This is a genomic window from Burkholderia sp. BE17 (assembly GCF_009362305.1).
Taxonomy (GTDB): domain Bacteria; phylum Pseudomonadota; class Gammaproteobacteria; order Burkholderiales; family Burkholderiaceae; genus Burkholderia; species Burkholderia pyrrocinia_C.
Map to the genome: position 1 here is coordinate 51,633 of NZ_WHNU01000016.1, position 24,828 is coordinate 76,460.

25 protein-coding genes are annotated in these 24,828 nt (G+C 66.7%); 21 read left to right on the top strand and 4 right to left on the bottom strand.

Features of this window, described 5'->3' with window-relative positions:
* Positions 1-69: 69 nt before the first annotated feature.
* On the bottom strand, positions 70-594 hold the full coding sequence (locus tag GD429_RS15660) for a metal-dependent hydrolase (protein WP_152857716.1): 525 nt from the start codon (positions 592-594) through the stop codon (positions 70-72).
* Positions 595-992: 398 nt separating this feature from the next.
* Between GD429_RS15660 and ggt the strand changes: the two genes are divergently transcribed.
* On the top strand, positions 993-2,714 hold the full coding sequence (ggt, locus tag GD429_RS15665) for a gamma-glutamyltransferase (RefSeq protein ID WP_152857717.1): 1,722 nt from the start codon (positions 993-995) through the stop codon (positions 2,712-2,714).
* 409 nt (positions 2,715-3,123) lie between these two features.
* On the top strand, positions 3,124-4,074 hold the full coding sequence (ppk2, locus tag GD429_RS15670) for a polyphosphate kinase 2 (protein ID WP_152857718.1): 951 nt from the start codon (positions 3,124-3,126) through the stop codon (positions 4,072-4,074).
* 55 nt (positions 4,075-4,129) lie between these two features.
* Here ppk2 and GD429_RS15675 read toward each other — a convergent pair whose 3' ends face one another.
* Together GD429_RS15675 and GD429_RS15680 are read right to left on the bottom strand one after the other, a co-directional pair.
* Positions 4,130-4,420 carry an H-NS family nucleoid-associated regulatory protein gene (locus tag GD429_RS15675; protein ID WP_152857719.1) on the bottom strand — a complete coding sequence of 97 codons (291 nt, stop codon included), beginning with the start codon at positions 4,418-4,420 and terminating at the stop codon, positions 4,130-4,132.
* Between the two features lie 264 nt (positions 4,421-4,684).
* A complete protein-coding gene (locus GD429_RS15680; RefSeq protein WP_152857720.1) occupies positions 4,685-5,272 on the bottom strand; it encodes an IMPACT family protein in 588 nt (195 codons plus the stop codon).
* Positions 5,273-5,774: 502 nt separating this feature from the next.
* Between GD429_RS15680 and GD429_RS15685 the strand changes: the two genes are divergently transcribed.
* The 18 genes from GD429_RS15685 to GD429_RS15770 are packed head-to-tail and all read left to right on the top strand — an operon-like array spanning position 5,775 to position 22,676.
* The gene (locus GD429_RS15685; RefSeq protein ID WP_152857721.1) at positions 5,775-6,473 is read left to right on the top strand and encodes a beta-ketoacyl synthase chain length factor; all 699 of its coding nucleotides are present in this window, start codon (positions 5,775-5,777) and stop codon (positions 6,471-6,473) included.
* A complete protein-coding gene (locus GD429_RS15690; RefSeq protein WP_152857722.1) occupies positions 6,457-7,251 on the top strand; it encodes a lysophospholipid acyltransferase family protein in 795 nt (264 codons plus the stop codon). The genes GD429_RS15685 and GD429_RS15690 overlap by 17 nt, the downstream gene beginning before the upstream one ends.
* Positions 7,226-7,525, top strand: coding sequence for a phosphopantetheine-binding protein (locus GD429_RS15695; protein WP_152857723.1), 300 nt, complete (start codon positions 7,226-7,228; stop codon positions 7,523-7,525). Before GD429_RS15690 ends, GD429_RS15695 begins: the two co-directional genes overlap by 26 nt.
* Before the next feature lie 3 nt (positions 7,526-7,528).
* Positions 7,529-7,780: an acyl carrier protein gene (locus tag GD429_RS15700; RefSeq protein ID WP_034179728.1), complete on the top strand. Its 252-nt coding sequence runs from the start codon at positions 7,529-7,531 to the stop codon at positions 7,778-7,780.
* 14 nt (positions 7,781-7,794) lie between these two features.
* On the top strand, positions 7,795-8,412 hold the full coding sequence (locus tag GD429_RS15705) for a hypothetical protein (RefSeq protein WP_227791656.1): 618 nt from the start codon (positions 7,795-7,797) through the stop codon (positions 8,410-8,412).
* Positions 8,409-10,100, top strand: a complete 1,692-nt coding sequence (locus GD429_RS15710; protein WP_152857725.1) for an AMP-binding protein — start codon at positions 8,409-8,411, stop codon at positions 10,098-10,100. The genes GD429_RS15705 and GD429_RS15710 overlap by 4 nt, the downstream gene beginning before the upstream one ends.
* Positions 10,097-11,806 carry a glycosyltransferase family 2 protein gene (locus tag GD429_RS15715; protein WP_152857726.1) on the top strand — a complete coding sequence of 570 codons (1,710 nt, stop codon included), beginning with the start codon at positions 10,097-10,099 and terminating at the stop codon, positions 11,804-11,806. Before GD429_RS15710 ends, GD429_RS15715 begins: the two co-directional genes overlap by 4 nt.
* Positions 11,781-13,400, top strand: coding sequence for an HAL/PAL/TAL family ammonia-lyase (locus GD429_RS15720; RefSeq protein ID WP_152857727.1), 1,620 nt, complete (start codon positions 11,781-11,783; stop codon positions 13,398-13,400). Before GD429_RS15715 ends, GD429_RS15720 begins: the two co-directional genes overlap by 26 nt.
* On the top strand, positions 13,397-13,819 hold the full coding sequence (locus GD429_RS15725) for an acyl-CoA thioesterase (protein ID WP_152857728.1): 423 nt from the start codon (positions 13,397-13,399) through the stop codon (positions 13,817-13,819). The genes GD429_RS15720 and GD429_RS15725 overlap by 4 nt, the downstream gene beginning before the upstream one ends.
* Positions 13,816-14,490: a LolA family protein gene (locus GD429_RS15730; protein WP_152857729.1), complete on the top strand. Its 675-nt coding sequence runs from the start codon at positions 13,816-13,818 to the stop codon at positions 14,488-14,490. Before GD429_RS15725 ends, GD429_RS15730 begins: the two co-directional genes overlap by 4 nt.
* Entirely contained in the window at positions 14,490-16,895 is a 2,406-nt protein-coding gene (locus tag GD429_RS15735) for an MMPL family transporter (protein WP_152857730.1), read from the top strand. The genes GD429_RS15730 and GD429_RS15735 overlap by 1 nt, the downstream gene beginning before the upstream one ends.
* Positions 16,892-18,079, top strand: a complete 1,188-nt coding sequence (locus tag GD429_RS15740; RefSeq protein ID WP_152857731.1) for a beta-ketoacyl-[acyl-carrier-protein] synthase family protein — start codon at positions 16,892-16,894, stop codon at positions 18,077-18,079. The genes GD429_RS15735 and GD429_RS15740 overlap by 4 nt, the downstream gene beginning before the upstream one ends.
* A 1-nt stretch (position 18,080) precedes the next feature.
* Positions 18,081-18,584 carry a hotdog family protein gene (locus tag GD429_RS15745; protein ID WP_152857732.1) on the top strand — a complete coding sequence of 168 codons (504 nt, stop codon included), beginning with the start codon at positions 18,081-18,083 and terminating at the stop codon, positions 18,582-18,584.
* A complete protein-coding gene (locus tag GD429_RS15750; RefSeq protein WP_152857733.1) occupies positions 18,581-19,306 on the top strand; it encodes a 3-ketoacyl-ACP reductase FabG2 in 726 nt (241 codons plus the stop codon). Before GD429_RS15745 ends, GD429_RS15750 begins: the two co-directional genes overlap by 4 nt.
* Entirely contained in the window at positions 19,306-20,535 is a 1,230-nt protein-coding gene (locus tag GD429_RS15755; RefSeq protein WP_152857734.1) for a beta-ketoacyl-ACP synthase, read from the top strand. The genes GD429_RS15750 and GD429_RS15755 overlap by 1 nt, the downstream gene beginning before the upstream one ends.
* Positions 20,532-21,770, top strand: coding sequence for a beta-ketoacyl-[acyl-carrier-protein] synthase family protein (locus GD429_RS15760; RefSeq protein WP_193727115.1), 1,239 nt, complete (start codon positions 20,532-20,534; stop codon positions 21,768-21,770). The genes GD429_RS15755 and GD429_RS15760 overlap by 4 nt, the downstream gene beginning before the upstream one ends.
* 32 nt (positions 21,771-21,802) lie before the next feature.
* Complete coding sequence (locus GD429_RS15765; protein WP_152857736.1) at positions 21,803-22,228, top strand: signal peptidase; 426 nt, start codon at positions 21,803-21,805, stop codon at positions 22,226-22,228.
* Between the two features lie 13 nt (positions 22,229-22,241).
* On the top strand, positions 22,242-22,676 hold the full coding sequence (locus GD429_RS15770; protein ID WP_152857737.1) for an excinuclease ABC subunit A: 435 nt from the start codon (positions 22,242-22,244) through the stop codon (positions 22,674-22,676).
* Between the two features lie 48 nt (positions 22,677-22,724).
* Here the strand turns inward: GD429_RS15770 and GD429_RS15775 are convergent, their stop codons facing one another.
* Positions 22,725-23,444 (bottom strand): class I SAM-dependent methyltransferase, encoded by a 720-nt coding sequence (locus tag GD429_RS15775; protein WP_152857738.1) that lies wholly within the window; start codon positions 23,442-23,444, stop codon positions 22,725-22,727.
* 104 nt (positions 23,445-23,548) lie between these two features.
* Here GD429_RS15775 and GD429_RS15780 point away from each other — a divergent pair, with 104 nt between their 5' ends.
* On the top strand, positions 23,549-24,808 hold the full coding sequence (locus GD429_RS15780; RefSeq protein ID WP_152857804.1) for an NAD(P)/FAD-dependent oxidoreductase: 1,260 nt from the start codon (positions 23,549-23,551) through the stop codon (positions 24,806-24,808).
* The last annotated feature ends 20 nt before the right edge of the window (positions 24,809-24,828 follow it).

Below are 24,828 nucleotides of genomic sequence, written 5' to 3' on the forward strand. Positions count from 1 at the left end.
CTTTCAATGGACGTAAAGTTGCGTGCGCGCCGGCAGGCCGATATCGCGCCGAAGCAACACTACACGCGACTACACACGATGCAGCCAGCCGAGCCAGTGTTCGAGCAGCGGCGCGCGTGTCCACAGCGACTGCGCGAGCCACAGCGTGCCGCCCCATGCGGCGGCCACCACGATCAGGTCGCAATGTCCGCTGTTCCACAGGTTCAGCGAATGGCGCCGCCAGATCCACGGCACGCCGAGCGGGTTCGGCCAGTCGGCGAGCAGGTGCATCACGCCGCCGCACGCGAAGCCGAACAGCGGCGCGGCCCACAGCGGATGCGGATGATGGGTGAGCCCGTGCCACCCGAGCGCGAGCAGCGCGACCCAGCCGATGCCCCAGTGCGTGACGGTGCGGTGCGTGATCCACAGCCGCCGCTTGCGGGTCCACCATGCGACTTCGAGCCAGTCGGGCGCGGTGCCGCCCGCGACGCCCATAACGAACGCGGCGAGCATGCCCGCGTGCCACGGGCCCGTTGTGCCGGTCTGCGCGACGAGGACGGCGGCGGCGACGCCGGCCGCGAAGCCGGACGCGTGATGCGCATTGTGTGATGCCATAGGGAATGAGACGAAGAAACGTGAAGCGGCGCGTGAGCGAAAGAAAATGATTCGGCGCGAAAGCGGGGCGCTATCTTCTCAGATCGGGCTGGGCAACGGGCGGCTCGTCCGCAGATTTTTTTGTATGCATGTGTTGCATGCAGCGCAGTTCGCAACTTTCCGTTTTGTGCATTGCGTGATGACGCGTACCGCATGCAATTTCGACCGGTTCGTATGCATGCTGCTGCGCTGCTGCGTGACCGGACGCACCCGATCGACGGGCTTTCGCGCCGCGTCGCGTGTTCGACCCTTTTTGTCCCCCTATACTACGAAACCGGCATATGGCCGTCGGCGCGCCAGCGGCTATAAACGGACAGGTACTTTTCCTGCCTGAAGGAGATCCACATGGGGGACATGCAATGACTACGCTGAATCGCTTCAAATCATCCGCGGTCGTGCTCGCGACGGTGGCCGGCATCGGTTTCCTGCCGAACGCGCCCGTCTATGCGAAAGGTCCGCAGCCGGCGGTCCTGACGAGCTCGGCGGTCGCGGTGGCCGACAAGTACAGCGCGGATGCCGCGGAGCGGATCTTCAAGGAAGGCGGCAACGCGATCGACGCGGCCGTCGCGATCGCATTCACGCTCGCCGTCACGTACCCCGAAGCCGGCAACATCGGCGGCGGCGGCTTCATGACGATCTACAAGGACGGCAAGCCGTACTTCATCGACTACCGCGAGCGCGCGCCGCTCGCCGCGACGAAGGACATGTACCTCGACAAGGACGGCAACGTCGTCAAGGGCATGAGCCTGTACGGCCCGCGCGCGGTCGGCGTGCCGGGCACGGTCGCGGGCATGTGGGAAGCGCAGAAGCGCTTCGGCAAGCTGAAGTGGAAGCAGGTGCTCGCGCCGGCGATCCACTATGCGCGCGACGGCTTCGTCGTCGACGAACAACTGGCGCAGCGCGGCGTCGACGCGTCGAAGGAATTCGGCGGCAAGACCAACTTCGACAAGTACTTCTCCGGGCTGAAGGCCGGCGTGAACTTCAAGCAGCCCGACCTCGCCGACGTGCTCACGCGAATCTCGAACGACGGCGCGGAAGGTTTCTACAAGGGCAAGACGGCCGAGCTGATCGCGGCTTCGATGAAGACCGGCGACGGCAGCGGGCTGATCACCACCGAGGATCTCGCGCAATACCGCGCGGTGTGGCGCCAGCCGGTGCAGGCGAAGTGGAACGGCTATGACGTGATCACCGCGCCGCCCCCGAGCTCGGGCGGCATCGGCCTCGTGCAGTTGCTGAAGATGAAGGCCGACCTGAAGCAGGATTTCGAGGGCGTGAAGCTCAACTCGCCGCAGTACATCCACCTCGTCGCGGAAATCGAGAAGCGCGTGTTCGCCGATCGCGCGCAGTATCTCGGCGACCCCGACTTCTACAAGGTGCCGATCGCGCAACTGACCGACGACGCGTACATCGCGAAGCGCGCGCGCGAGGTCAACCCGAAGGAGCCGTCGGACACGAAGAGCGTGCAGCCGGGCCTCGGCACGACGATGCCGGAGAAGGCCGAAACGACGCACTTCTCGGTCGTCGACAAGTGGGGCAACGCGGTGTCGAACACGTACACGATCAACGGCTATTTCGGCTCGGGCGTGATCGCCGACGGCACGGGCATCGTGCTGAACGATGAGATGGACGACTTCTCCGCGAAGCCGGGCGTCGCGAACATGTTCGGCGTGGTCGGCAGCGACGCGAACGCGATCGAACCGAAGAAGCGCCCGCTGTCGTCGATGTCGCCGACGATCATGACCAGGAACGGCAAGGTGTCGCTCGTGATCGGCACGCCGGGCGGCTCGCGCATCTTCACGTCGATCTTCCAGGTGATCAACAACATCTACGACTTCAGGATGCCGTTGAAGGAAGCCGTCGGCGCGATGCGCTTCCATCACCAGCTGCTGCCGCCGAACACGATCTTCTGGGAGCCGTACCACCCGATCGAAGGCGAACTCGCGAAGCAGATCGAGGCACGTGGCTACACGTTGAAGGGGCAGGACTTCAGCGGCGACATCCAGGTGATCAAGATCGACGGCAAGACGCCGGAAGCGATGGCCGACCCGCGCGGGCGGGGGGTGACGCGGGTGATTCACTGACCGGATGCGTGCGGCCGCGAATGGCGGCCGCTTGTGCATCGACGAACGCCGGGCGGATGCCCGGCGTTTTTTATGCGCGGCTGGTTCGGCGTTGCGGGCGCGCTCATCCATCTCGGCGCGCAGAATGCCACGCGCCAGATTCGGTGTCGGCCGTTCATGATGGCGAGCGCAGCGTCTGGCCATGACGGCGGGCTTCATGGGGGCGTCAGTTTCCGTGAACATCGATACAAAACCGCGGGCGGGGATGTCTCGTGCCAACCATGCTTAATCGAATGCTGTCGGGGAAGGCCAACGTATCGGCGAAGGTGAAGAGCGTATGGGAGCCCTGGGCAAGCGTCTTTCATCAATTTGACGCGCGATGCTGGGATAATGGCCGGGTTAGGCTGCGTCAATGATGGAAGGAGGCCCCATGGGCGACAACGATACCCGCACCGAGACCGACAACCTCACCGATATGGAATCGATGGAGACGCGTCAGCGCCGCTTCGAGGAAGACCTCGTCGATGCTTACGACGAAGAGCTCGAGATGGAACTCGACGACCGCCGCTTCGACAACGGCGAGGACCTGCTGTTCTCGCTGGAGCGTCGCGAGGCGCGCAAGGAGTATTTTCGCGAGCTGTTCCGGCTGCAGGGCGAACTCGTGAAGCTGCAGGACTGGGTCATGACCACCGGGCACCGGCTCATCGTCATTTTCGAAGGGCGCGACGCGGCGGGCAAGGGCGGCGTGATCAAGCGCATCACGCAGCGGCTGAACCCGCGTGTCTGCCGGGTCGCTGCGTTGCCCGCGCCGAACAACCGCGAGCGTACGCAATGGTACTTCCAGCGCTACGTCGCGCATCTGCCGGCCGGTGGCGAGATCGTGCTGTTCGACCGCAGCTGGTACAACCGTGCGGGCGTCGAACGTGTGATGAATTTCTGTACCGACGACGAGTACGAGGAGTTTTTCCGTTCGGTGCCCGAGTTCGAGAAGATGCTCGTGCGCAGCGGGATCCAGATCGTCAAGTACTGGTTCTCGATCACGGATCACGAGCAGGAGGTGCGCTTCGAGGCCCGGATCCAGGATCCGCTGAAGCAGTGGAAGCTGAGCCCGATGGACCTCGAAAGCCGCCGCCGCTGGGAAGCCTATACGGCCGCGAAGGAAGAGATGCTGCAGCGCACGCATATTCCCGAGGCGCCGTGGTGGGTCGTGCAGGCAGTCGACAAGAAGCGCGCGCGGCTGAACTGCATCCACCACTTGCTGGGCCAGGTGCCGTATCACGACGTGCCGCGCCCGGCGATCGCTCTGCCGCAGCGCGAGCATCACGAGGATTACATCCGCCGGCCGGTGCCGGACAACATGATCGTGCCGGATATTTACTGAGCGGCCGGGCGGGTTTGGCCGGCGACGAGGGGCGAGCCGCGCAAGGCGGCGCGCGTTACTCCCGGATCAGGAAGGCGGCCCGGTCGCGCCCGGCAATCCATGCGGGTGCGCGGCCGCGCCCGCTCCACGTTGCGCCCGACACTGGGTCGCGATACTTCACGCCGACGGTGAACAGCTTCGCACGGTCGCTGTAACCGTGACCGAAGATTTCGCGTGCGGTCAGCGCGTAGCTCGTGACGAGTTCGCGCACCTGCTCCAGCACCACATTGCGTTCGCGGCACCGTGCCGCCTTGATGCGCTGATCGAGTTCTGCAAGCTGGGCTTGCAGTTTTTGGATTTGCTGCATGCGTCCGTTATCCCGTGGCCGATTTGATTATTGGCGACGCGTGATGAGCTGCATGGCAGCATGCCCGGCCATGGCGTGCTGCGTTGGCCGGAGGCGCATCTCATGCTGCGTGCTCCGGCCTGCCGGCAAGGCATTTACGGAGCGTGTCGCCGGGAACCCGGTGAGATTAAGATTTGGCGCGCCGTTTTTCTATCGGACGTATCTGAATTTTCGGCTGAATTTGCATGAGGTCGTGATGGCGAGGCGGGGGAGGCGCGTCAGTTCTTACAGCTCCGGAAACCCCGACCGCCCCTGCGTCAGGTCGAACAGCTCGGTTCTCGCATCGGCCGCGGCGGTCTCCGGCAGCTTGATCACGAGCTTCACCGTCATCCCGTACGCGCTGTCCACCAACTCATACCCGGCCTGTTCGATCCAGCGGCGCACGCGCGCCTCCTCGGGGTAGCCGATCTCGATCGCGAGCCGCGTCTGGCGGATGCGCTCGACGCGCTCGGCATCGAGCAGCGCCGACGCGATCGCATCCGTGTACGCGCGCACCAGCCCGCCCGCGCCAAGCTTCACGCCGCCGTAGTAGCGTACGACCGCGCCGAGCACGCCGTCGAGTTCGTGATGGCGAAGCACTTCGAGGATCGGCCGGCCCGCGGTGCCCGACGGCTCGCCGTCATCCGACATGCCCGACTGGCCGCCCGCCAGCAATGCCCAGCAAACGTGGGTGGCCGTCGGATGCTCGTTGCGCAGGCGCTGCAGCACCTGCATCGCGGCGTCGCGGTCGTCGACGGGGATCGCGTGCGCGATGAAGCGGCTCTTGCGGATCTCGAGTTCCCGGGTAGTGGCGGTGGCGAGCGTATAACTCATCGAAGGGAGGGCGTGCGATCCTGCATCGGGTTCACGGCAGTCAATTTTGAGGTGCGGCTGAAATGGCGGGCGTCGGCGGACCGTCGAACGGCCGGCGGATACTCGATGTGTGCCCCGCATTTTATCTCACCGTGCAATTTGCCTTCCGGCCTGTGTCCGGCCCAACCGGCGCGAAGTGCGCGTTGCTTATCATGAACAAAATATTGGGCGCGGCGAAATTTCGGCCAATTGGCAAATCATTTTAAATGCCCCGGATTCGCTGCCGTCCGATGTTGATTTTTTGTAACACGTCTGTTACAGTTCCGCCCCACCGGAATGCCGGTGATTAAGTAATGCTGATTGATAATCCGGCTGCTGCGTTGTCCGGCGATTTTCCTTTATTTTCTCGATGGGCATGCCGCGTTGTCTGCGCGTCTCGGCGAAAATAGCGATCGGCCGTGCGACACCCGGTGACGCAGAATACGAAAAACCCCAAGGAAAACAAGTCTAATCGAGAATAATAATGGCTGATTTGCATTGGACCATGCCGATCGCCAGATGGACGTCGATTTCGACCACGGGGGTGCCGGGCGTCGAAGCCCTCGATCCGATGGTGCGTCGCCGATTGAGCCGATTGTCGCGGCTCGCGCTGCAGGCCGCTTGCGACTGTGCGGACGTAACGGGTGCATTGCGCGTGGTATTTGCGTCACGCCACGGCGAACTGGCGCGCACGACAACCATTCTCGATGCCATTCAGGCCGGCGAGCCCGTTTCTCCGACAGCCTTCAGCCTGTCGGTACTCAACGCGGTCACGGGTATCTTCGGTATCTCCCGCCGCGACCGATCTCCCGCGACGGCAGTCTCCGCCGGGCACGAAACCCTCGGCTATGCGCTGCTCGAGGCATTCTGCCAATACGAAACCTCTTCCGTGTCGCCGGTGCTGCTGGTTCATGCGCATGAACCGGCCGACACTGTCTACGGCGATGTCGGGGACGATCCGCAAAGCGGGGGAATCGCGATCCTGGTCGACGCGACCGCGCCGGCCGGCTACTTGACCTGCGACGTCGCGATCGACTGCGCAAACGATTCGCCGATGGCGGACGGCGTGGAGGCCGATACGCAGAGCGCGGCGGTCCGGCATTGCCTGGCCGAACGTGTCGCCACGACATGGCGCGGCGACGACGCGTACTGGCGCTGGAGCTGGCATGATCGCGCGGCTTGATTTCGGCTGGCGGCTCTTCGCGACCGGTGCCAGCCTGGCCTTCTTCGTGCTGTGCGGATCGGTTTTCTCGCTGGTCGCCATCACGGCCGCGGCGCTGTGGCCGCATCGACGCTCGCGTCAGCGAGTCGTCACGTTCGTTATCCACCACTTCTTTCGTCTGCTGGTCGCATTGCTGCAGCGCATCGGCGTGATGCGGCTGGAGGTGTCCGGCGTATCGCGCCTTGGCGCAGGCGGTCCGGCAATCGTCGTCGCCAATCATCCGACCTGGCTCGACGTGATGGTGCTGTTGTCGTTGACGCCGAAAGCATGCTGCGTGGTCAAGCGCGGGCACTGGGGCAATCCATGCTTCTGGGGTATCGTCCGTGCGGCCGAATACGTGAGCAACGCCGATGCCGTCGAATTGGTCGAGTCCGGCGCGCGGCAACTGGCGGCCGGCTACACGATGATCATCTTCCCCGAGGGCACGCGCAGCCCCGGCGGCGACCGTCTGCACGCGTTTTCGCGCGGCTTCGCGCACATGGCGCTGCAGTCGCGCGCCCGGATCCTGCCGGTCCTGATCGATTGCGATCCACCGGTATTCACCAAGACGCTGCGCTGGTATCACGTGCCGTCGCGCGCGTTCCGCATGCGGATCGACGTGCTCGATCCGATGGATACGGATGGGTTGACCGGCGGCGCCGTGTCGCCGTCGATCGCGGCCCGTACTATCGCGCACGAAGTAGAAACGCACATTACCCAACACCTGTTTCGGCATGGATACTTTAAAACTGCAAATTAAGCAGCTTCTGATCGAGATGCTCGATCTCAACGACATGACCGTCGACGATATCGGCGACGACGTGCCGCTTTTCTCGACCGACGGAATCGGACTGGATTCGGTCGATGCGCTGGAGGTCGGGATCATGCTGCGCAAGAAGTTTCAACTGTCGATCGCGGCGAACGATGAGCACGCGAAGGCGCATTTTCGTTCGATCAATACGCTGGCCGCATTCATCGCCAGTCAGCAGGCGCATCACGCGCCTCAGGAAGCCGTGCCGGCAAAAGGGGAATGACACGTGACCGACGCAGAAATCCTTGAGCGCATCCGCGCCATCTTTCACGAGAACTTCGCGATCGAACCGGAGCGCGTGACTGCCGATACGCATCTGTTCGACGAACTCGATCTCGACAGCATCGATGCAGTCGATCTCGCCATCAAGCTTCAGGAAATGACGGGCCAGCGCATCAAGCCGGAGGAGTTCAAGTCGGTGCGAACCGTCGGCGACGTGATTGCCGCGGTTCACGCGTTGCTTGCACGAGCCGGATGACACCGGTTGCGCATATGCGAGTGACCGGCGCTGTCCGGCCGCGTTGGGTCGGTGTCGTGGCGCGAGCGGCGCTTGCGCTCGTGTATCCGCTCGTCATCCTGTTCGCGTGGCAGATGCTGACGCCGCGCTATGTCGGCTGCCTGCTGTTCGTGCTGCTGTGGGTGCAGCGCACGGTCGGGAAAGGGGCGCTCGCGATGGCGCTCAAGCGGCTCTCCGCGCACGACTGGTGCGTGGCAGGCGCCTTGACCGTCCTGTCGCTCGCGATCGCCGTGACGGACAGCGAGCGGCTTCTCCGTTTCTATCCGGCGTGCGTGAGCGCCGGCCTGCTGGTTGCATTCGGCGCGACGCTGCAGCGCGGCCCGACGATGGTCGAGAAATTCGCGCGGCTGCGGTATCCCGAGCCGAGCCGGACGATCGTTCGCTATACGCGGCGCGTCACGCAGATCTGGTGTGCGTTCTTCATCGTGAATGGCGGGTTTTCCATCTATACGGCGCTGTACTGGAGTCGGTCCGCGTGGGCGCTCTACAACGGCGCGATCGTGTACGTGCTGATCGGTGCGTTGCTTGCCGGCGAATGGCTCTGGCGTCGCTTGTTCATAACGGCGCGCTCCGGCGAGGGTGACGTCGCATGATGGCGCTGTTCGACCTTCTGTGCGCCGACGCGGACGTGGCCACGATCGTCTGCCGCGACGGTGACGCATATTTCACGCTGGCCGATTTGCGCGCGCGCACGGAAGCGATCGCGCGAACGATCGAAGCCGCCGGTGCGCGACGCGTCGCGGTCTGTGTCGACGATCCATACGATTTCGCAAGCGCGTTCTTCGCCGCGATGGCGACGGCGAGCGAAACGGTGATTCCGGCCAGTGCGGCTCCCGGTTACTTGCACGAGCTCGCACACGCGTACGATCTGCTGCTCGACGCGGCGGCGCTGGCGGAATGCACGCGCGAGTGCGTGGGAGGCATCGAGGCCGCCGGGCGCGCGATCGCACCGGACGCGGAGATCACGCTCTACACGTCGGGCAGCAGCGGCGCCGCGAAACCGGTGCGCAAGTCGCTGGCGCAGTTCGATGCCGAGGTGCGTACGCTGCAACGCGAATGGGGCGGGCAGGTCGGTGCGGCGGTCGCGCTGTCGAGCGTTCCGCATCATCATATCTACGGACTGCTTTTCAGAATCCTGTGGCCGTTGGCGGTCGGGCGCGCGTTCGACCGCGTGTCGGTGCTCGAACCGCAGCAACTGCAGCAGCGGCTCGCGGCATACGGCGACGCCATTGTCATATCGACGCCGTCGCAGTTGATGCGCTGGCCGGCATTGCCGGGTTTCCCGATGCAGGATCCCGCGCCGCGCCTGTTCTTCTCGTCGGGCGGCCCGTTGCCGGCGGAAACGGCGTCGGTTTATTCGGCGGCCTTCGGTGCCGCGCCATTCGAGATATTCGGCAGCACCGAGACAGGCGGCATCGCGTGGCGCCGTCAGGATCTGACGAGCGCGTGGCGGCCGATGGCGGGAATCGATGTGCGGTGCGATGACGACGGTGCGCTGAGCGTGCGCTCCGCGCATCTCGGCCACGACGACTGGCATCGCACCGACGATACCGCGCGCTTCGATCGGCAGGGACGTTTCGAATTGACGGGGCGTCGCGATCGCGTGGTGAAGCTCGATGGCAAGCGTGTGTCGCTGCCCGAACTCGAAACGCGGATTCTCCTGCATCCATACATCGGACAGGCCGCGGCGACGGTCGTCGAAGGCACGTCGCGCGCACACATCGGCGTGGTCGCGGTATTGACCGACACCGGCCGACAGATATTGAAGACCGATGGCCGCGTGGCACTCGCTGCCACGTTGCGGCACGATCTCGGCGAGTATTTCGATGCGGCCGCGTTGCCTCGCTACTGGCGGTTCCGCCGCTCGATGCCGTTCGATGCGCGCGGCAAGCTGCCGGCCTCGGCGCTCGCGGCCGCGTTCGCACCGACGGCGGAGGGTTTTGAACTGCTGGCCGAGTGGCGCGACGCCGACAGCCTGCATTACGAGCTGCGCGTGCCGGCGGCGCTCGCGCATTTCGACGGGCATTTCCCCGGCATGCCGATTCTTCCCGGCGTCGTCCAGATCGACTGGGCCGCCCGGCTTGCCGGCCGCGCGTTCGATGCGGCGCTCGCGGTCCGCTCGATCGATCATCTGAAGTTCAAGGCGCCGGTTCCGCCGGGCGCCGTGCTCGCATTGCGCCTCGCGCACGATCCGGCGCGCGGATGCGTGCGCTTTGCGTTCCGGCGCGGCGCGCGCGAATGCACGTCGGGTACGCTCGTTTATCGCGAGGCGGTGCAATGACCGGCGTCTGTATCGTCATCCCGATCTACAACCATCGCGACGCGATCGGCGATACGCTCGCGCGGCTTGCCGTGCACGGGCTGCCGATCATCGTGGTCGACGATGGCAGCGATGAGCCGACGCAGCAGACCCTGGCCGGGCTCGCCGTGCGGTATGCGGACTGCATGAGCTTGCTGCGGCTGCCGGTGAATGGCGGCAAGGGTGCGGCGGTGATGGCCGGATTGCGCGCGGCGCGCGACCGCGGTTACCGGCATGCGATCCAGATCGACGCCGACGGACAGCATGACGCGGCCGATGTGCCGAAGTTCGTCGCGGCCGCGCAAGCGGAACCGGACGCGGTCGTGCTCGGCCGTCCATGTTTCGATGCAAGCGTGCCGAAGGCGCGCTTGTACGGCCGCTACCTGACGCACGTGTGGGTCTGGATCGAGACGCTGTCGCTGGATATTCCCGACGCGATGTGCGGATTCCGCCTCTATCCGGTCGATGCGGTCTGCACGCTGATCGACGCGGTGCCGATGCCGAAGTGGATGGCGTTCGACAGCGAGGTGCTGGTGCGGCTTCACTGGCGCGGCCTGACGTTCCGGACGATTCCGACGCGTGTCGTTTATCCGGAAGACGGCATGTCGCATTTCGATGTATTGCGCGACAACGTGCGCATCAGCGCGAGCCATACGCGACTGGCGCTGGGCATGCTGGCGCGCGCACCGTGGTTGATCGCGCGTCGGCTGTGCCGGCGACGCGGCGCGCCGGGCGCGGGCCGGGCGCAGTCGTGGTGGCGCATGCCGGAACGCGGCAGCCGCGTCGGGATGGCGTTGCTGGCGTTGAGCTGCCGCTGGTTCGGCACGCGCATCACGTCGATGTGGCTGTATCCGATCGTGGGCTACTTCGTGCTGACCAACCGCACCGCGCGCGTCGCTTCGAACGCCTATTTCACACGCCTGCGCGGGGCGGGCGGCGCGGGCGCGGCACCGCGCCCGGGCTGGCGCACCGCGTACCGGCACATGCTCGCGTTCGCGCAATCGGGCTTCGACAAGTTCGTCGCGTGGTCCGGCCGGCTCGACGAATTCGACGTGCGCTTCGACGACGCGTCGGCGTTCGACGCACTGGCCGCCAGCGGGCGCGGCGCGCTCGTGATCGGCGCGCATCTCGGCAACCTGGAGATGACGCGGGCACTCGCATTGCGCGACGCGCATACGAAAGTGACCGCGGTGGTCTACACGGAGCACGCACAGCGCTTCAACGAGATCTTGGCGAAGACGAGCCGGGATTTCGGCAAGCAACTCGTCCAGGTGACGGATTTCGGGCCGGACACGGCGCTGATGATGCAGTCGCGCATCGACGCGGGCGAACTGCTCGTGATCGTCGGCGATCGCGTGCCGCCGCACGATGCGGGCAAGACGGTCGATGCGTGCTTTCTCGATGCCGCCGCGCCGTTTGCACAGGGGCCGTACATCCTTGCGCACGCGCTCGAATGCCCGGTTTACCTGTTCTTCTGCCTCAAGGAAGGGCGCGGTCACCGGCTCTATTTCGAATCGTTCTCAGAACGTATCGAGCTGCCGCGCAGCGAACGCGCGGCACACGTGGCCGCATGGGCGCAGCGCTATGCCGAACGGCTCGAGCATTACTGCCGCAAGGCTCCCTACCAATGGTTCAATTTCTTCGATTTCTGGGCGCGGCCCGATGGAGATCCGCGTGGCCGAACATAACGTGACCGACGAATTGCACACGCCCGACGCGGTGCGGTCCGAAACGGCCCATGCGCCGGTCGTGATCGGCGCACGGCATCTGACCATCGAGGATGTCGTCGCGATCGCCCGCGGCGGCGCGCCGGTGAAGCTGAATGCGGATATCGGCTGGCGCGAGCGCATCGAGCGCGGCGCGGCACGGCTGCGCGATTACCTCGCCGGCGGCGGGATCCTGTATGGCGTGACCACCGGATACGGCGACGCGTGTGTTGTCGACGTGCCGCCGTCGCTCGTCGAGGCGCTGCCGCTGCAGTTGACGCGTTATCACGGATGCGGGATGGGCGACTGGTTCGATGCGCAGCAGACGCTGGCGATCGTCGCCGCGCGGCTCAATTCGCTCGCGTTCGGCTATTCAGGTGTGCGATTCATGCTGCTCGAACGGCTGGCCGACCTCGTGAATCATCGGATCCTGCCGCGGATTCCGTCCGAAGGTTCCGTCGGCGCGAGCGGCGACCTGACGCCGCTGTCCTATGTCGCGGCCGCGCTGGCCGGCGAGCGCACCGTCCTGTTCGACGGCGCCGAATGCGACGCGCGCGATGTCTGGAGCACGATCGGCCACGCGCCGCTGCAACTGGCGCCGAAGGAGGGCCTCGCGCTGATGAACGGCACGGCGGTGATGACGGGGCTCGCTTGCCTCGCGTTCGCGCGCGCCGACAACCTGACACGCATCGCCGCACGCCTGACCGCGCTGACGACCATCGCGCTCGACGGCCGCGCCGCGCACTTCGACGCGCGGCTGTTCGAAGCGAAGCCGCATGCCGGGCAGGCCGACGCGGCGGCATGGATCCGCGCGGACCTGGCCGGTCGCGACGACACGCCGGGGCACCGTCTGCAGGATCGCTATTCGGTGCGCTGCGCGCCGCATGTGATCGGCGTGACGCGCGATGCGCTGACGTGGGTGCGCCGCGATGTCGAGAACGAGCTGAACAGCGCCAACGACAATCCGTTGATCGATCCTGACGACGGCAGCGTGCTGCACGGCGGAAATTTCTACGGCGGTCACATCGCGTTCGCGATGGACGCGCTGAAAACGGCGGTGGCCAATCTCGCGGACCTGATGGACCGCCAGCTCGCGCTGCTCGTCGACGACAAGTTCAGCAATGGCTTGCCGCGCAACCTGACGGGCGCAACGGGCGATCGCGCGGCCATCAATCACGGCTACAAGGCGGTGCAGATCTCGGCATCCGCATGGACGGCGGAAGCGCTGAAGCACACGATGCCGGCGAGCGTGTTCTCGCGCTCCACGGAATCGCACAACCAGGACAAGGTGAGCATGGGCACGATCGCGGCGCGCGATTGCCTGCGCGTGCTCGCGCTCACGGAGCAGGTTGCCGCGGCGCATGTGCTCGCGACCGTGCAGGCCGTGCGGCTGCGCCAGCGGGATGCCGCCGGCACGCACCTGTCGCCCGCGCTGCGCGCGTTCGTCGACGACGTGGGCAGCCGTTCGCCGCTGGTGGTTGAGGATCGGCCGCTGGAAGCCGAGCTGCGCGCGTTGACTGCCCGGCTCGCCGCCTGCGACCCGATCGGTGCATCGTCTTGCAGGGAGACCGCATGAGTGCGCGTCTGGCGCCGCTGACGGCGACGGCCCGTGTCGAAGTCCCGTTTCACGACGTCGACGCGATGAACGTCTGCTGGCACGGCCACTATCTGAAGTATTTCGAAAGCGGACGCGCGGCGTTGCTGCGGATGATCGACTACGACTATCCGGCGATGCTGGCGTCGGGTTACCTGTGGCCGGTCGTCGAAGCGCACCTGAAGTATGTGCGGCCGGCGACCTACGGCCAGCAGCTCGATGTGCGCTCGACGCTGCTCGAATTCGAGAACCGGCTGAGGATCGGCTACGAAATCGTCGATGCCGGGTCGGGCGAGCGCCTGACGAAGGGGTACACGGTCCAGTTGGCCATCGACGCCGCGACGCGCGAGTTGCAGTTCGTTTCGCCGGCAGCGTTGATCGAACGGGTGCAGGCGCGATGACGACGAACAGAGGTTGCCGGGGATTGCTCGCGGCGCTCGGCGCATGCGCGACGTTCGTCGCGGGCGTTGCGCAAGCGGCTCCGGCGGCGGCGACAGCGTCGGCCGCGGCGCGGCCCGAGAACACCGCGCTCGTGTCCGATATCGCGGCGCGGCTGGCGCGAGTCGGCGCAATCCGCGCCGATTTTCGGCAGACCCAGACGCTCGCGGCGATGAAGCAGCCGCTCGTCAGCACGGGCTCGATGCTGTTCGATCGAGCGTCGGGTGTCGTGTGGCGGATCCAGACGCCGTACCAGGCGACCTACGTGATTACCGATGGCGGCGTGCGCGAAGTCGGGGCCGATGGCAGCCTTGTCGCGCCGAGCGGCAACGGCCGCGGCGTCGCGCAGGTGTCGCGGATGATGCGAGACATGCTCGGCGGCGATCTGTCGGCGCTATATGCGCAATTCGACGTCGAAGCGAGCGGTACGCGCGAACGCTGGCGGATGATCCTTCGTCCCAACCAGCCGCAGCTCGCGCAGGCGGTCCGCACGCTCGAGATGGGCGGCGGCACGTATCTCGGCCGGCTCGACATGACGTTCGCGAACGGTAACGTAACCTCGCTCGAATTCACGCGGGCGACGCCGGTGGACGGTCCCGCGCCGGCCGAGCGCGCGTGGCTGGAGACGCGCTGATGAGCGAGACGCGCGACGCGATCGACGTCCCGGCCCGGCTTGCCCGGCGCCGGCTGCGCTGCGCCGCGTGGGGCCTGGTCGCGCTCGTCGCGGTGCTTTACTGCATCTGGCGTTTCACGGGGCCGTCGCCGCTGCAGACGAACCTGCTGGCGCTGCTGCCCGCGACCGAGGCGAATCCGGTGGCCGAGAAGGCGGTCGAGACGATCGGCAACATGCTCGGCGGCCGCACCGTCTATCTGGTGACCGACCGCGACGCCGCGCGCGCGAAAGCCGCCGCAAAGCAGTTCGGTGCCCGGCTCACGCATAGCAGCGCGTTTCGCTCGGTGACGGTCGAGGTGCCCCCGTTCGACGTGTCGCGGATCGCGGCGACCTATCTGCCGGCCCGCTTCGGATTGCTGACCGAGGCCGATCGCGCGTCGCTCGAACGAGGCGACGCAGTGCTTGCCGACCGGCTGGCCCGGCGACTCTACGGGCCGCCGGCCGACGGCCTGCCGACCGCCGTCGCGGACGATCCGTTCGGCTGGCTCCAGCACTGGCTCGCGGGCCTGCCGCTGGCAACGTCGAATCTCGCGCTCGAGGACGGCATGCTCGTGTCGCACCGCGACGGTGTCACGGGGGTGCTCGTGATGACGTCGCTGGCTGGTTCGGCATACGAATCGAAAGTCCAGCAGGCGGTGCGCACCGCGACCGCCGATGCGGAGCGCTCGATCGGCACGGCTTATCCGGGCGTGCGAATCGATCGCGCCGGCGCGGTGTTTTACGCGGAAGCCGCGCGCGCGAGCGCGGAGCGCGACGTGCACGTGATCGGCGCGGTGTCGCTCGTCGGCATCGCGTTGCTGCTGACGAGCGTGTTCCGCACGCCGCGCCTGCTGGCGCTGGCGTTTGCATCGACGGCGTTCGGCATCGCCTGCGCACTCGCGGCGACGCTGCTCGTGTTCGGCAAGCTGCATCTGCTGACACTCGTGTTCGGCGTGAGCCTGATCGGCGAAGCGGTCGATTATTCGATCCAGTATTTCGTCGTTCATCTATCCGCCGGAAAGCAGTGGGACGCGCGGCGGGGCGCGGCTGCCGTGCGACCTGCGCTCGCGGTCGCGCTCGCGACGAGCCTGCTCGGCTACGCGATCCTGATGTGGGTGCCGTTTCCGGCACTGAAGCAGATCGCCTGCTTCGCGATGGTCGGCATTGCGGCCGCGTTCGCGGCCGTGACGGGGTTTCTGCCGCTGATGCTCACCCAGGCGCCGAAGCGAACGCCCGCCCGCGTGTTCGCGTGTGCCGCGCGCGTGCTGGCAGGCTGGCGGTCCGTGCTGGGCGGGCGGCGTGCGATGGCGGCCGCGGTGCTGCTCGCGCTCGTCGCGATGCCGGGCTGGATCGCGCTGCGTAGCGACGACGATATCCAGTTGCTGATCCAGCGCGATCCGGACCTGGTGCGCCAGGAGGGCGAAATTCGCGCGGCGGTCGGCCTCGAGAACACGGCCAGGTTTTTCGTGGTCCAGGGTGCGACACCCGACGACGTGCTTGAACGATCGGCCTCGCTCGTCGCATCGCTGGCGCCGCTGCATGTCGGCCGGGTCCAGTCGATCGCGGCATTCGTGCCGTCGGCGCGGCAGCAGGCGCGCAATCGCGCGGTGTTGGCCGAACGCGCGTTCGCGGATCCGGCGGCGTTGCGCGCGACGCTCGAACAAGCGGGATTCCGCGACGATGTCGCGCGTGCGTGGGTCGACGCGTTCGCTCGCGACGCGCGGGCATCGCTGTCCGTCGATACCTGGCTGGCCGCGCAATGGTCGGCGCCGTTCCGCCATCTGTGGCTCGGCAAGGTCGGCGAGCGCGATCCCGTATACGCGGCGATTGCGATTCCCGAACGGGCCGATGCGACGGACGTCGCGTCGTTCGAAGCGATCGCGCGCGGCCTGCCGGGCGTGACTTGGGTCGACAAGGCCGCGAGCGTGTCGCGGCTGTTCGGTGCATACCGCATCGACAGCGGCTTGTGGCTCGCCGGCGCGATCGTCGTGGTCGCCGGTCTGCTGGCGTGGCGCTATGGCGTGCGCGGCGGTCTTGCGACGACGCTGCCGGTCGTGCTGGCGATCGGCGTGACGCTGGCCGTGTTCGGCTATGCGAACGTGCCGCTGACGCTGTTCAACTGGCTCGCGCTGATGCTGGTGCTCGGCGTCGGCGCGAATTACGCAGTATTCCTGCGCGAAGGGTGCCTGCGGGACGCGGCCGATCTCGGCGCCGTCTGGACCGGCGTGCTGCTGTCCGCCGCGACGACGCTGCTGTCGTTCGGCATGCTGGGCGCGAGTGCGATGCCGGCATTGCGCAGCTTCGGTACGACGCTCGCGTTGGGCATCGTGTTTTCGGTCCTGTTCGCGCCGCTCGCGACACCGTCCCATACGGAGAATCGCGCATGAACCCGACACAGGCGCCCGTCTATCTGTCGGCACTCGGCATGGTCAATGCGCTCGGCGGGTCCGTCGACGAGATCGCCGCCGCACTTCGCACCGGCGTGTCGCCAGGCATGGGCCCGCACTCGGCGGAACCTTCCCGCGGCTGGGTCGGGCAGGTGCGCTCGCCGCTCGATATCGCGCCGCCCGCGCGACTGACGCATTTCGACTGCCGCAACAACCGCCTGCTGCTGGCCGCGCTCGCGCAGATCGCGCCCGCCGTCGATGCGGCGGTGGCGCGTCACGGGCCGCGCCGGATCGGTGTCGTGATCGGCACCAGCACGTCCGGCATTCGCGCGGCCGAGGACGCGTTCGCGCAGCGAGCGGCGACCGGCGCGATGCCGCCCGGATTCGATTACCGGCAGATGGAGATCGGGACCGCCGCACCGTTCGTGCGGGCGGCGCTGGGCCTGGCGGGGCCGGCCTATACGGTGTCGACCGCGTGTACGTCGAGCGCGAAGGCGTTCGCGGCGGCGCGCCGCCTGCTGCGCCTGAACCTGTGCGATGCGGTGATCGTCGGCGGCGCGGATTCGCTGTGCGAGATGACGTTGCAAGGCTTTGCGTCGCTCGAATCGGTCAGCCCGACGCGGACCAACCCGATGAGCCGCAACCGATGCGGGATCACCATCGGCGAAGGTGCGGCCGTGTTCGTGATGAGCCGCGACGAAGCCGCGGTGCGGCTTGCCGGTGTCGGCGAATCGAGCGACGCGCATCACATCTCGGCACCGGACCCGGCCGGACTCGGCGCCGAGGACGCGCTGCGCGCGGCGCTCGCCGACGCGGGCGTGACGCCGTCCGCGATCGGCTATGTGAACCTGCATGCGACGGCAACGCGCCTGAACGACGAGATGGAAGCGCGCGTGACCGCGCGGGTGTTTCCCGCCGGCGTACCCGCGAGCGGAACGAAGCCGCTCACGGGGCACCTGCTCGGCGCGGCGGGCGCGACCGAACTCGCATTCGGCTGGTTGACGCTCGCGCGCGGGGTGTCGCTGCCGGCGCACGCTTGGGACGGCGAGGCCGATCCGGCGTTGCCGGCGCTGGATCTCGTGCAAACGGAACGCCGGCTGGCCGGCGATGCGTCGGGACAGTATGTGATGAGCAATTCGTTCGCTTTTGGCGGCAGCAATGCCAGCCTGATCCTGGGGAACTGACATGCAGACCGGTTCGCTGACCGAAACATTGCACGACGGTGCGGAGATCGCCGTTTGCGACGTGCTCGACGTGCTGCCGCATCGCGGCACGATGTTGCTGCTCGACGCGATCGAACGCTGTTCGGAAACGGCAATCGAGGTGGCCGCGAGCGTGCGCGACGATGCCTGGTATGCCGGCGACGACGGCGCGATGCCGGCCTGGATCGGTATCGAGCTGATGGCGCAGGCGATTGCCGCGCACGTCGGCTTGCTCGCGCGGCATGCGGGCGGGCGAGCGAAACCGGGCGTGCTGCTCGGCGCGAACCGGTACACCGCGCACCTGGCCGCGTTCGACGCCGGCACGGCATTGCGGATCACCGCGCGCGAATTGCTGCGTGGCGACGAAGGGCACGGCGCCTACGAGTGCGAGATCCATGCAGGCGATCGGTGCTGTGCGGAGGCGATCGTCAAGGTGTACCAGCCGGACGATTTTCAGTCTTTTATCGAAGGGAGTTTCAATTCATGACTCGGCGAGTACTCGTGACCGGCGCGAGCCGCGGTATCGGCCGGGCCGTCGCCATGCGCCTCGCGTCGGACGGCTTCTCCGTGACGGTTCACTGCCGCAGCGGTCGCGACCAGGCGGAAGCCGTCGCGGCCGCGATCCGCGAGCAGGGCGGCACGGCGGGCGTGCTGCAGTTCGACGTGCGCGACCGCGCGGCCTGTCGGCAGCAGCTCGAGGCTGACGTGGCAGCGAACGGCGCGTACTACGGCATCGTATGCAGCGCCGGCGTCACGCGCGACGGCGCGTTTCCCGCGCTGACGGACGAGGACTGGGACGTCGTGATCGAAACCGGGCTGGACGGGTTCTACAACGTCGTCCATCCGCTGACGATGCCGATGGTGCGGTTGCGCGCCGGGGGCCGCATCGTGACGATCGCGTCGGTATCGGGCGTCATGGGCAATCGCGGGCAAGTCAACTACAGCGCGGCGAAGGCCGGGTTGATCGGCGCGACCAAGGCGCTCGCGGTCGAACTGGCGTCGCGACGCATCACGGTCAATTGCGTTGCCCCCGGTCTCGTCGATACCGGCATGCTCGATGACGTACCGCTCGAGCACGCGCTGCAGACCGTGCCGATGGGACGCGTCGGCCAGCCCGACGAAGTGGCGGCGGTGGTCGGATTCCTGATGTCCGATGCGGCGACCTATGTGACGCGGCAAGTGATCGGCGTCAACGGCGGGATGGTGTGATGAAGCGAGTCGTCGTGACGGGAATGGGCGGCGTGACCGCTTTCGGCGAAACGTGGCCGGAAATCGAGGCGCGCCTGCGCGGCGGGCGCAACGCGGTGCGGCGCATGCAGGAGTGGGACTGCTACGAGTCGCTGCATACGCGGCTCGCGTGTCCGCTGCCGGGCTTCACGGCGCCGGCATGGTACCCGCGCAAGAAGACCCGGTCGATGGGGCCGGTGTCGCTGTATGCGGTGCGGGCGAGCGAGCTCGCGCTCGCCGATGCCGGGCTCGCTGACGACCCGTCGATCAAGGACGGCCGGATGGGTGTCGCTTACGGCTCGTCGTCGGGTTCGGTCGAACCGATCCGCGCGTTCGGCACGATGCTCGAGACCGGCTCGATGCGCGACGTGACGTCGAACAGCTACGTGCAGATGATGCCGCATACGACGGCCGTCAACGTCAGCCTGTTCTGGGATCTGAAGGGCCGCATCGTGCCGGCGTCGTCGGCGTGCGCGTCCGGCAGCCAGGCGATCGGTTACGCCTACGAGGCAATCGCGGCCGGCAAGCAGGCGCTGATGCTCGCCGGCGGCGCCGAGGAGTTGTCGGGGCCGGCCGTCGCGGTGTTCGACACGCTGTATGCCACCAGTACGCGCAACGATGCCGCCGCACTGACGCCGCGGCCGTTCGACGTCGGCCGCGACGGTCTGGTCGTCGGGGAAGGGGCCGCGACGCTGGTGCTCGAGGAATACGAACATGCGCTTGCGCGCGGCGCGACGATCCATGCCGAGATCGTCGGCTTCGGCTGCAATTCGGACGGCGGACACATTACGCAGCCGACCGCCGAAACGATGGCGATCGCGATGCGGCTGGCGCTGCGCGACGCGTCGCTCGATCCGGCGGCGATCGCGTACGTGAATGCGCACGGCACGTCGACCGATCGCGGCGATGTCGCCGAGAGCCATGCGACGGCATCGGTGTTCGGCGACAACATGCCGATCAGTTCGCTGAAGAGCTATGTCGGTCATACGCTGGGCGCGTGCGGCGCGCTCGAGGCGTGGTGGACGATCGAGATGATGAAGCGCAACTGGTACGTGCCGACGCTCAACCTCGATAGCGTCGATCCGGCTTGCGCTTCGCTCGACTACATCGTCGGCGGCGCGCGCGCGATCGACGCGGAGTTCGCGATGAGCAACAACTTCGCTTTCGGCGGGATCAACACGTCGTTGATCTTCCGCAGGGGCGTCGCGTGAGCGCAGCCGGTTACGCGCCGGCGCGCGTCGTCGTCACGGGGCTCGGCATCGTGTCGTGTCTGGGCAATTCGCTCGACGACGTGTCGGCCGCGCTGTGTGCCGGCCGCTCCGCTATCCGTCGCGTCGACGGCTGGCGCACACGTGGTTTCCGCAGCCAGGTCGCGGGCGTCGCCAGTGTCGATGCGGCTGTGCCGTTCGCGCGCAAGCACGAGCGCTTCATGGGCGATACCGCCCGCTTCGGCGCGCATGCCGCGGCCGCGGCACTCCGCGATGCCGGGCTCGATCCCGCGATGCTGCGCTCGCCGCGCGCCGGCGCGATCATCGGCTCCGGCATCGGCTCGATGGCCGACTACGACGATGCGATGGCGATCGCGGCGCAGCGCGGGATCGACAAGACGCCGCCCTATATCGTCCCGCGTGCGATGAGCAGCACGGCGTCGGCGTGCGTTGCGCAGTTGTTCGGCATCGAGGGCGTGTCCTATTCGCCGTCTTCCGCGTGCACGAGCGGTGCGCTGGCGATCGGGCATGCGATGCAGCTGATCCGGTCGGGCTGCCAGGACATCGTGCTCGCGGGCGGCAGCGAGGCGCTCCACGACAACATGACGCTGATGTTCGACGCGATGGGCGCGTTGTCGGCCGGTTACAACGACACGCCGGCGCAGGCGTCGCGGCCGTACGCGTCCGGCCGCGACGGCTTCGTGATCGCGTCGGGGGCGGGCATCCTCGTGCTCGAGTCGCTCGACCATGCACGCTCGCGCGCCGCGCGAATCTACGCGGAACTGACCGGGTTCGGCCAGGGCACGGATGGCGCGGGCATGGCCACGCCGCACGCAGCGGGGATCGCGCGTGCGATGCGCATGGCGATCGAAGGCGGCGGACGGCTGCCCGATTACGTGAACACGCACGCACCGTCGACATCGCTTGGCGATGTCGAGGAGCTGAAGGCGCTTGCCGACGTGTTCGGCGGCGACGTGCCGCCGTTTTCGTCGACGAAAGGCATGACCGGCCATCCGCTCGGCGCGAGCGGGGCGCACGAGGCGATCTACACGATCCTGATGATGCGTGACGGTTTCGTTGCCGGCACGGCGGTCGAGGGCGAGTCCGATCCGGCGCTCGGACGGATGCCGCTGGTGCGCGAAGCACGCACCGCGCGGATCGAGCGCGCGCTGTCGATCTCGTTCGGGTTCGGCGGAAGCTGCGCAAGTGTGTTGTTGGATGCCTGGAAAGGCGATTGAAGTGAACCTACTGAGCTGAGAGGACAAGAACAATGAAGCAGAAAGCACATCTGGCCGGCATGCTGATCGCGGCGACGTTGTTGACGGGCTGCGGCACCGTGGTTCGTTCGCTGCCGCTGCCCGCGTCGGCGACGGCGCAGGATGCGTCGGGTGTCAGCCTGTATTTCGGCGCGCAGGCTCATCCGGCAGTGAAGACCAGCATCGGCCCGCGTTCGGAGTCGGTGCGCGTGCGGCGTGCGACCGACGCGGAACAGCCGACGTGCGAACAGGCGTTGAGCACGGCGCTGGACCGTCTGCGCGAATATGCGAAGAATCATGGCGGGAATGCGGTCATCAACGTGACGACGCGCTTTCACGACAAGCGTTCCGATTCGACGACCGAGTACACCTGCGGCGTGAGCGGCAGCGCCGGCGCGATCGCGGTGTCCGGCGACGTCGTGCTGCTCGACAAGCAATGACACGGAGGACGGCATGAAATACCGGATTGCATTCTCGCTGCTCGTCGCCACGTTGGCGATGTCGCAGGCTCATGCGCGCGATTCTGTCGGCAACTATCCGATCGAGAGCGCGATGACGAGCGAGGGCGACAAGCTCGGCGACGATGTCGCGCTCTATTTCGGCGACCAGTCGCACCCGAAGATCGTCAAGTCGTACGGCACCTTCGCGACCAACAAGAAGACCAACGCGTTCGGCAAGAGCGACGAGGCCGCGTGCCAGCACGTGTTCCTGTCGGCGGCGCTCGAGCTTCAGGCGCGAGCGCGGAAGGAGGGCGGCAACGCTGTCGTCGGGATCAAGAGCAACTACCGGAACGTGTTGCGCAGCAGTACGACCGACTTTACCTGCGGTGCGGGCGCATTCGTGGCCGGCGTGGCGCTGACGGGCGAGGTCGTGACGCTGAAGCACTGACGCGCGGCGGGCGAGCCTGAACGAGGGCTGCCCGATGGCAGGCCCCGTTCAGGCCGGCTTGCGTGCGGCGACGTTGACGAGCGTCTCGCGACGCTTGCCGGGTTTCGGGCTGTGCAGGCCGATGCGTTCGAGGAGGCCGAAGTCTTTCGCGCGGCTCCACCACAGATACGGAAACGACACGTTTCGGGCGTCGAACGCGAAGCCGGTTTCACGCAGCATCGCGAGATAACCGTCCGCGCTTTTCTGAACCTGCATAGGATGTCGAAACAATAGCCGGATGACCCACGACTTGATATAGGCATCGGTCGACTCGGCGAACAGCAGCACGCCGCCCGGCTTCAGCACGCGATGGAACTCGGCCAGCGCACGTTCCTGTTCGACGAGGTGATGGAAGGTCTGGTGGCAGAATACGACGTCGACGCTTGCATCGGCGAGCGGAATGCTCGCGCAATCGGCATGCCGCAGTTCGACGGGGGCGCCGCAGTGCCGGGCTGCGTCCGACGCGTGCGCAAGCGATTCGTCGTGGCAGTCGATCCCGACGATCTTGCCGGGAGCGAACGCGTCGTTCAGCAAGCGAAACGACTTGCCTTGTCCGCAGCCGGCATCGAGGATGACGGGCGACTTCGGCAACGGCGCCGCGACGAGCCGCTTCAGGTCGTTGATGGCCACGCGAAGCACATGATGTTCCCAGGTGTGCGTGCGAAGAAACCAGATGCCGAATGCGGTTTCGGGAACGTAAGTGGACGTGCGCGTGCGATAAGCTGTCATGTGCCTCTCGTTGGTCTCTCTTGTTGAGCGATTATTGTAGTTTGCATCGCCGAATTGCGGCGCAAAGAATCAACCTGCCGGATGAACCGGGATGGAAGGCAAGCATGAATGAAATGAAATCGGAATCGGTCGACGTTGCGATCATCGGCGCAGGACCTGCCGGCGCGGTTGCAGCGGGGCTGTTGCGCAAGGCCGGTCGGTCGGTGCTGGTGCTGGAGCGCCAGCACTTTCCGCGATTCTCGATCGGCGAAAGCCTGCTGCCGCAGAGCATGGATTATCTCGACGAGGCCGGCATGCTGCAGGCGGTCGTCGAGGCAGGGTTCCAGTTCAAGAACGGCGCGTACTTCGTGCATCGCGACCGGATGTCGTCGTTCGATTTTCGCGAGAAGTTTACGGAAGGATGGGGGACGGCGTATCAGGTCGAGCGCGCCACGTTCGACGACGTGCTGATTCGCTGCGCGGCTCGGCAAGGCGCCGACGTGCGATTCGGTCACACCGTGCGCGCGTTTGCGCCGGGCGATCGCCCGACGCTCGAGGTCGTGGACGAAGCCGGGCGCGATTACCGCGTGCACGCGTCGTTCGTGCTCGATGCCAGCGGATTCGGCAGGGTGCTGCCGCGCCTGCTCGATCTCGAGGCGCCGACGCGGCTGCCGACGCGCGCCGCGATCTTTTCGCACGTCGAGGATCGCTTGCCTGCGGGATCGACCGATCGCGACAAGATCTGCATCGCGGTGCACCCCGAGCGGCGCGACGTGTGGTTCTGGATGATCCCGTTGACGAACGGACGCTCGTCGGTCGGTTGCGTGGCGGAGGCAGAATTCCTCGACGTGCCGGACACGCATCGCGAAGCGCTGCTGCGCGAGTTGCTGCAGACCGAACCCACGCTGGCGCGCCTCGTCGGCAGCAAGCCGTTCGTGATGCCGGTGCGGCACATCGGCGGCTACGCGTCGAACGTCGAGCGCCTTCACGGCCCCGGTTACGCGCTGCTCGGCAATGCGGGCGAGTTCCTGGATCCGATCTTCTCGTCGGGCGTGACGATCGCGCTGCGGTCGTCCCATCTGGCGGTCGCGACGCTCGAGCGGCACCTGCGCGGCGAGACGGTCGACTGGCAGCGCGACTACGGCACGCCGCTGCGCAAGGGAATCGATACCTTCCGCGCATTCGTCGAACGCTGGTATTCCGGCGGTCTTCAGGACATCGTCTTCCATGAGGACAAGGCGCCGGAAATCAAGCGGATGATCTGCTCGATCCTGGCCGGCTATGCATGGGACGAGTCGAATCCGTTCGTGCGCGAGCCGGCGCGTGGTCTCGATGTGCTTGCCGAAATCTGTCGATCGGCCCGGCCGGAGCAGGGCGCCGGCTGAGCGGTTCCGGTGAAGATCGT

Coding starts and splice junctions, on each gene's coding strand:
- GD429_RS15660 (WP_152857716.1), bottom strand. CDS start 594: ATGGCATCACACAATGCGCATCACGCGTCCGGCTTCGCGGCCGGCGTC.
- ggt (WP_152857717.1), top strand. CDS start 993: ATGACTACGCTGAATCGCTTCAAATCATCCGCGGTCGTGCTCGCGACG.
- ppk2 (WP_152857718.1), top strand. CDS start 3,124: ATGGGCGACAACGATACCCGCACCGAGACCGACAACCTCACCGATATG.
- GD429_RS15675 (WP_152857719.1), bottom strand. CDS start 4,420: ATGCAGCAAATCCAAAAACTGCAAGCCCAGCTTGCAGAACTCGATCAG.
- GD429_RS15680 (WP_152857720.1), bottom strand. CDS start 5,272: ATGAGTTATACGCTCGCCACCGCCACTACCCGGGAACTCGAGATCCGC.
- GD429_RS15685 (WP_152857721.1), top strand. CDS start 5,775: ATGGCTGATTTGCATTGGACCATGCCGATCGCCAGATGGACGTCGATT.
- GD429_RS15690 (WP_152857722.1), top strand. CDS start 6,457: ATGATCGCGCGGCTTGATTTCGGCTGGCGGCTCTTCGCGACCGGTGCC.
- GD429_RS15695 (WP_152857723.1), top strand. CDS start 7,226: ATGGATACTTTAAAACTGCAAATTAAGCAGCTTCTGATCGAGATGCTC.
- GD429_RS15705 (WP_227791656.1), top strand. CDS start 7,795: ATGCGAGTGACCGGCGCTGTCCGGCCGCGTTGGGTCGGTGTCGTGGCG.
- GD429_RS15710 (WP_152857725.1), top strand. CDS start 8,409: ATGATGGCGCTGTTCGACCTTCTGTGCGCCGACGCGGACGTGGCCACG.
- GD429_RS15715 (WP_152857726.1), top strand. CDS start 10,097: ATGACCGGCGTCTGTATCGTCATCCCGATCTACAACCATCGCGACGCG.
- GD429_RS15720 (WP_152857727.1), top strand. CDS start 11,781: ATGGAGATCCGCGTGGCCGAACATAACGTGACCGACGAATTGCACACG.
- GD429_RS15725 (WP_152857728.1), top strand. CDS start 13,397: ATGAGTGCGCGTCTGGCGCCGCTGACGGCGACGGCCCGTGTCGAAGTC.
- GD429_RS15730 (WP_152857729.1), top strand. CDS start 13,816: ATGACGACGAACAGAGGTTGCCGGGGATTGCTCGCGGCGCTCGGCGCA.
- GD429_RS15735 (WP_152857730.1), top strand. CDS start 14,490: ATGAGCGAGACGCGCGACGCGATCGACGTCCCGGCCCGGCTTGCCCGG.
- GD429_RS15740 (WP_152857731.1), top strand. CDS start 16,892: ATGAACCCGACACAGGCGCCCGTCTATCTGTCGGCACTCGGCATGGTC.
- GD429_RS15745 (WP_152857732.1), top strand. CDS start 18,081: ATGCAGACCGGTTCGCTGACCGAAACATTGCACGACGGTGCGGAGATC.
- GD429_RS15750 (WP_152857733.1), top strand. CDS start 18,581: ATGACTCGGCGAGTACTCGTGACCGGCGCGAGCCGCGGTATCGGCCGG.
- GD429_RS15755 (WP_152857734.1), top strand. CDS start 19,306: ATGAAGCGAGTCGTCGTGACGGGAATGGGCGGCGTGACCGCTTTCGGC.
- GD429_RS15765 (WP_152857736.1), top strand. CDS start 21,803: ATGAAGCAGAAAGCACATCTGGCCGGCATGCTGATCGCGGCGACGTTG.
- GD429_RS15770 (WP_152857737.1), top strand. CDS start 22,242: ATGAAATACCGGATTGCATTCTCGCTGCTCGTCGCCACGTTGGCGATG.
- GD429_RS15775 (WP_152857738.1), bottom strand. CDS start 23,444: ATGACAGCTTATCGCACGCGCACGTCCACTTACGTTCCCGAAACCGCA.
- GD429_RS15780 (WP_152857804.1), top strand. CDS start 23,549: ATGAATGAAATGAAATCGGAATCGGTCGACGTTGCGATCATCGGCGCA.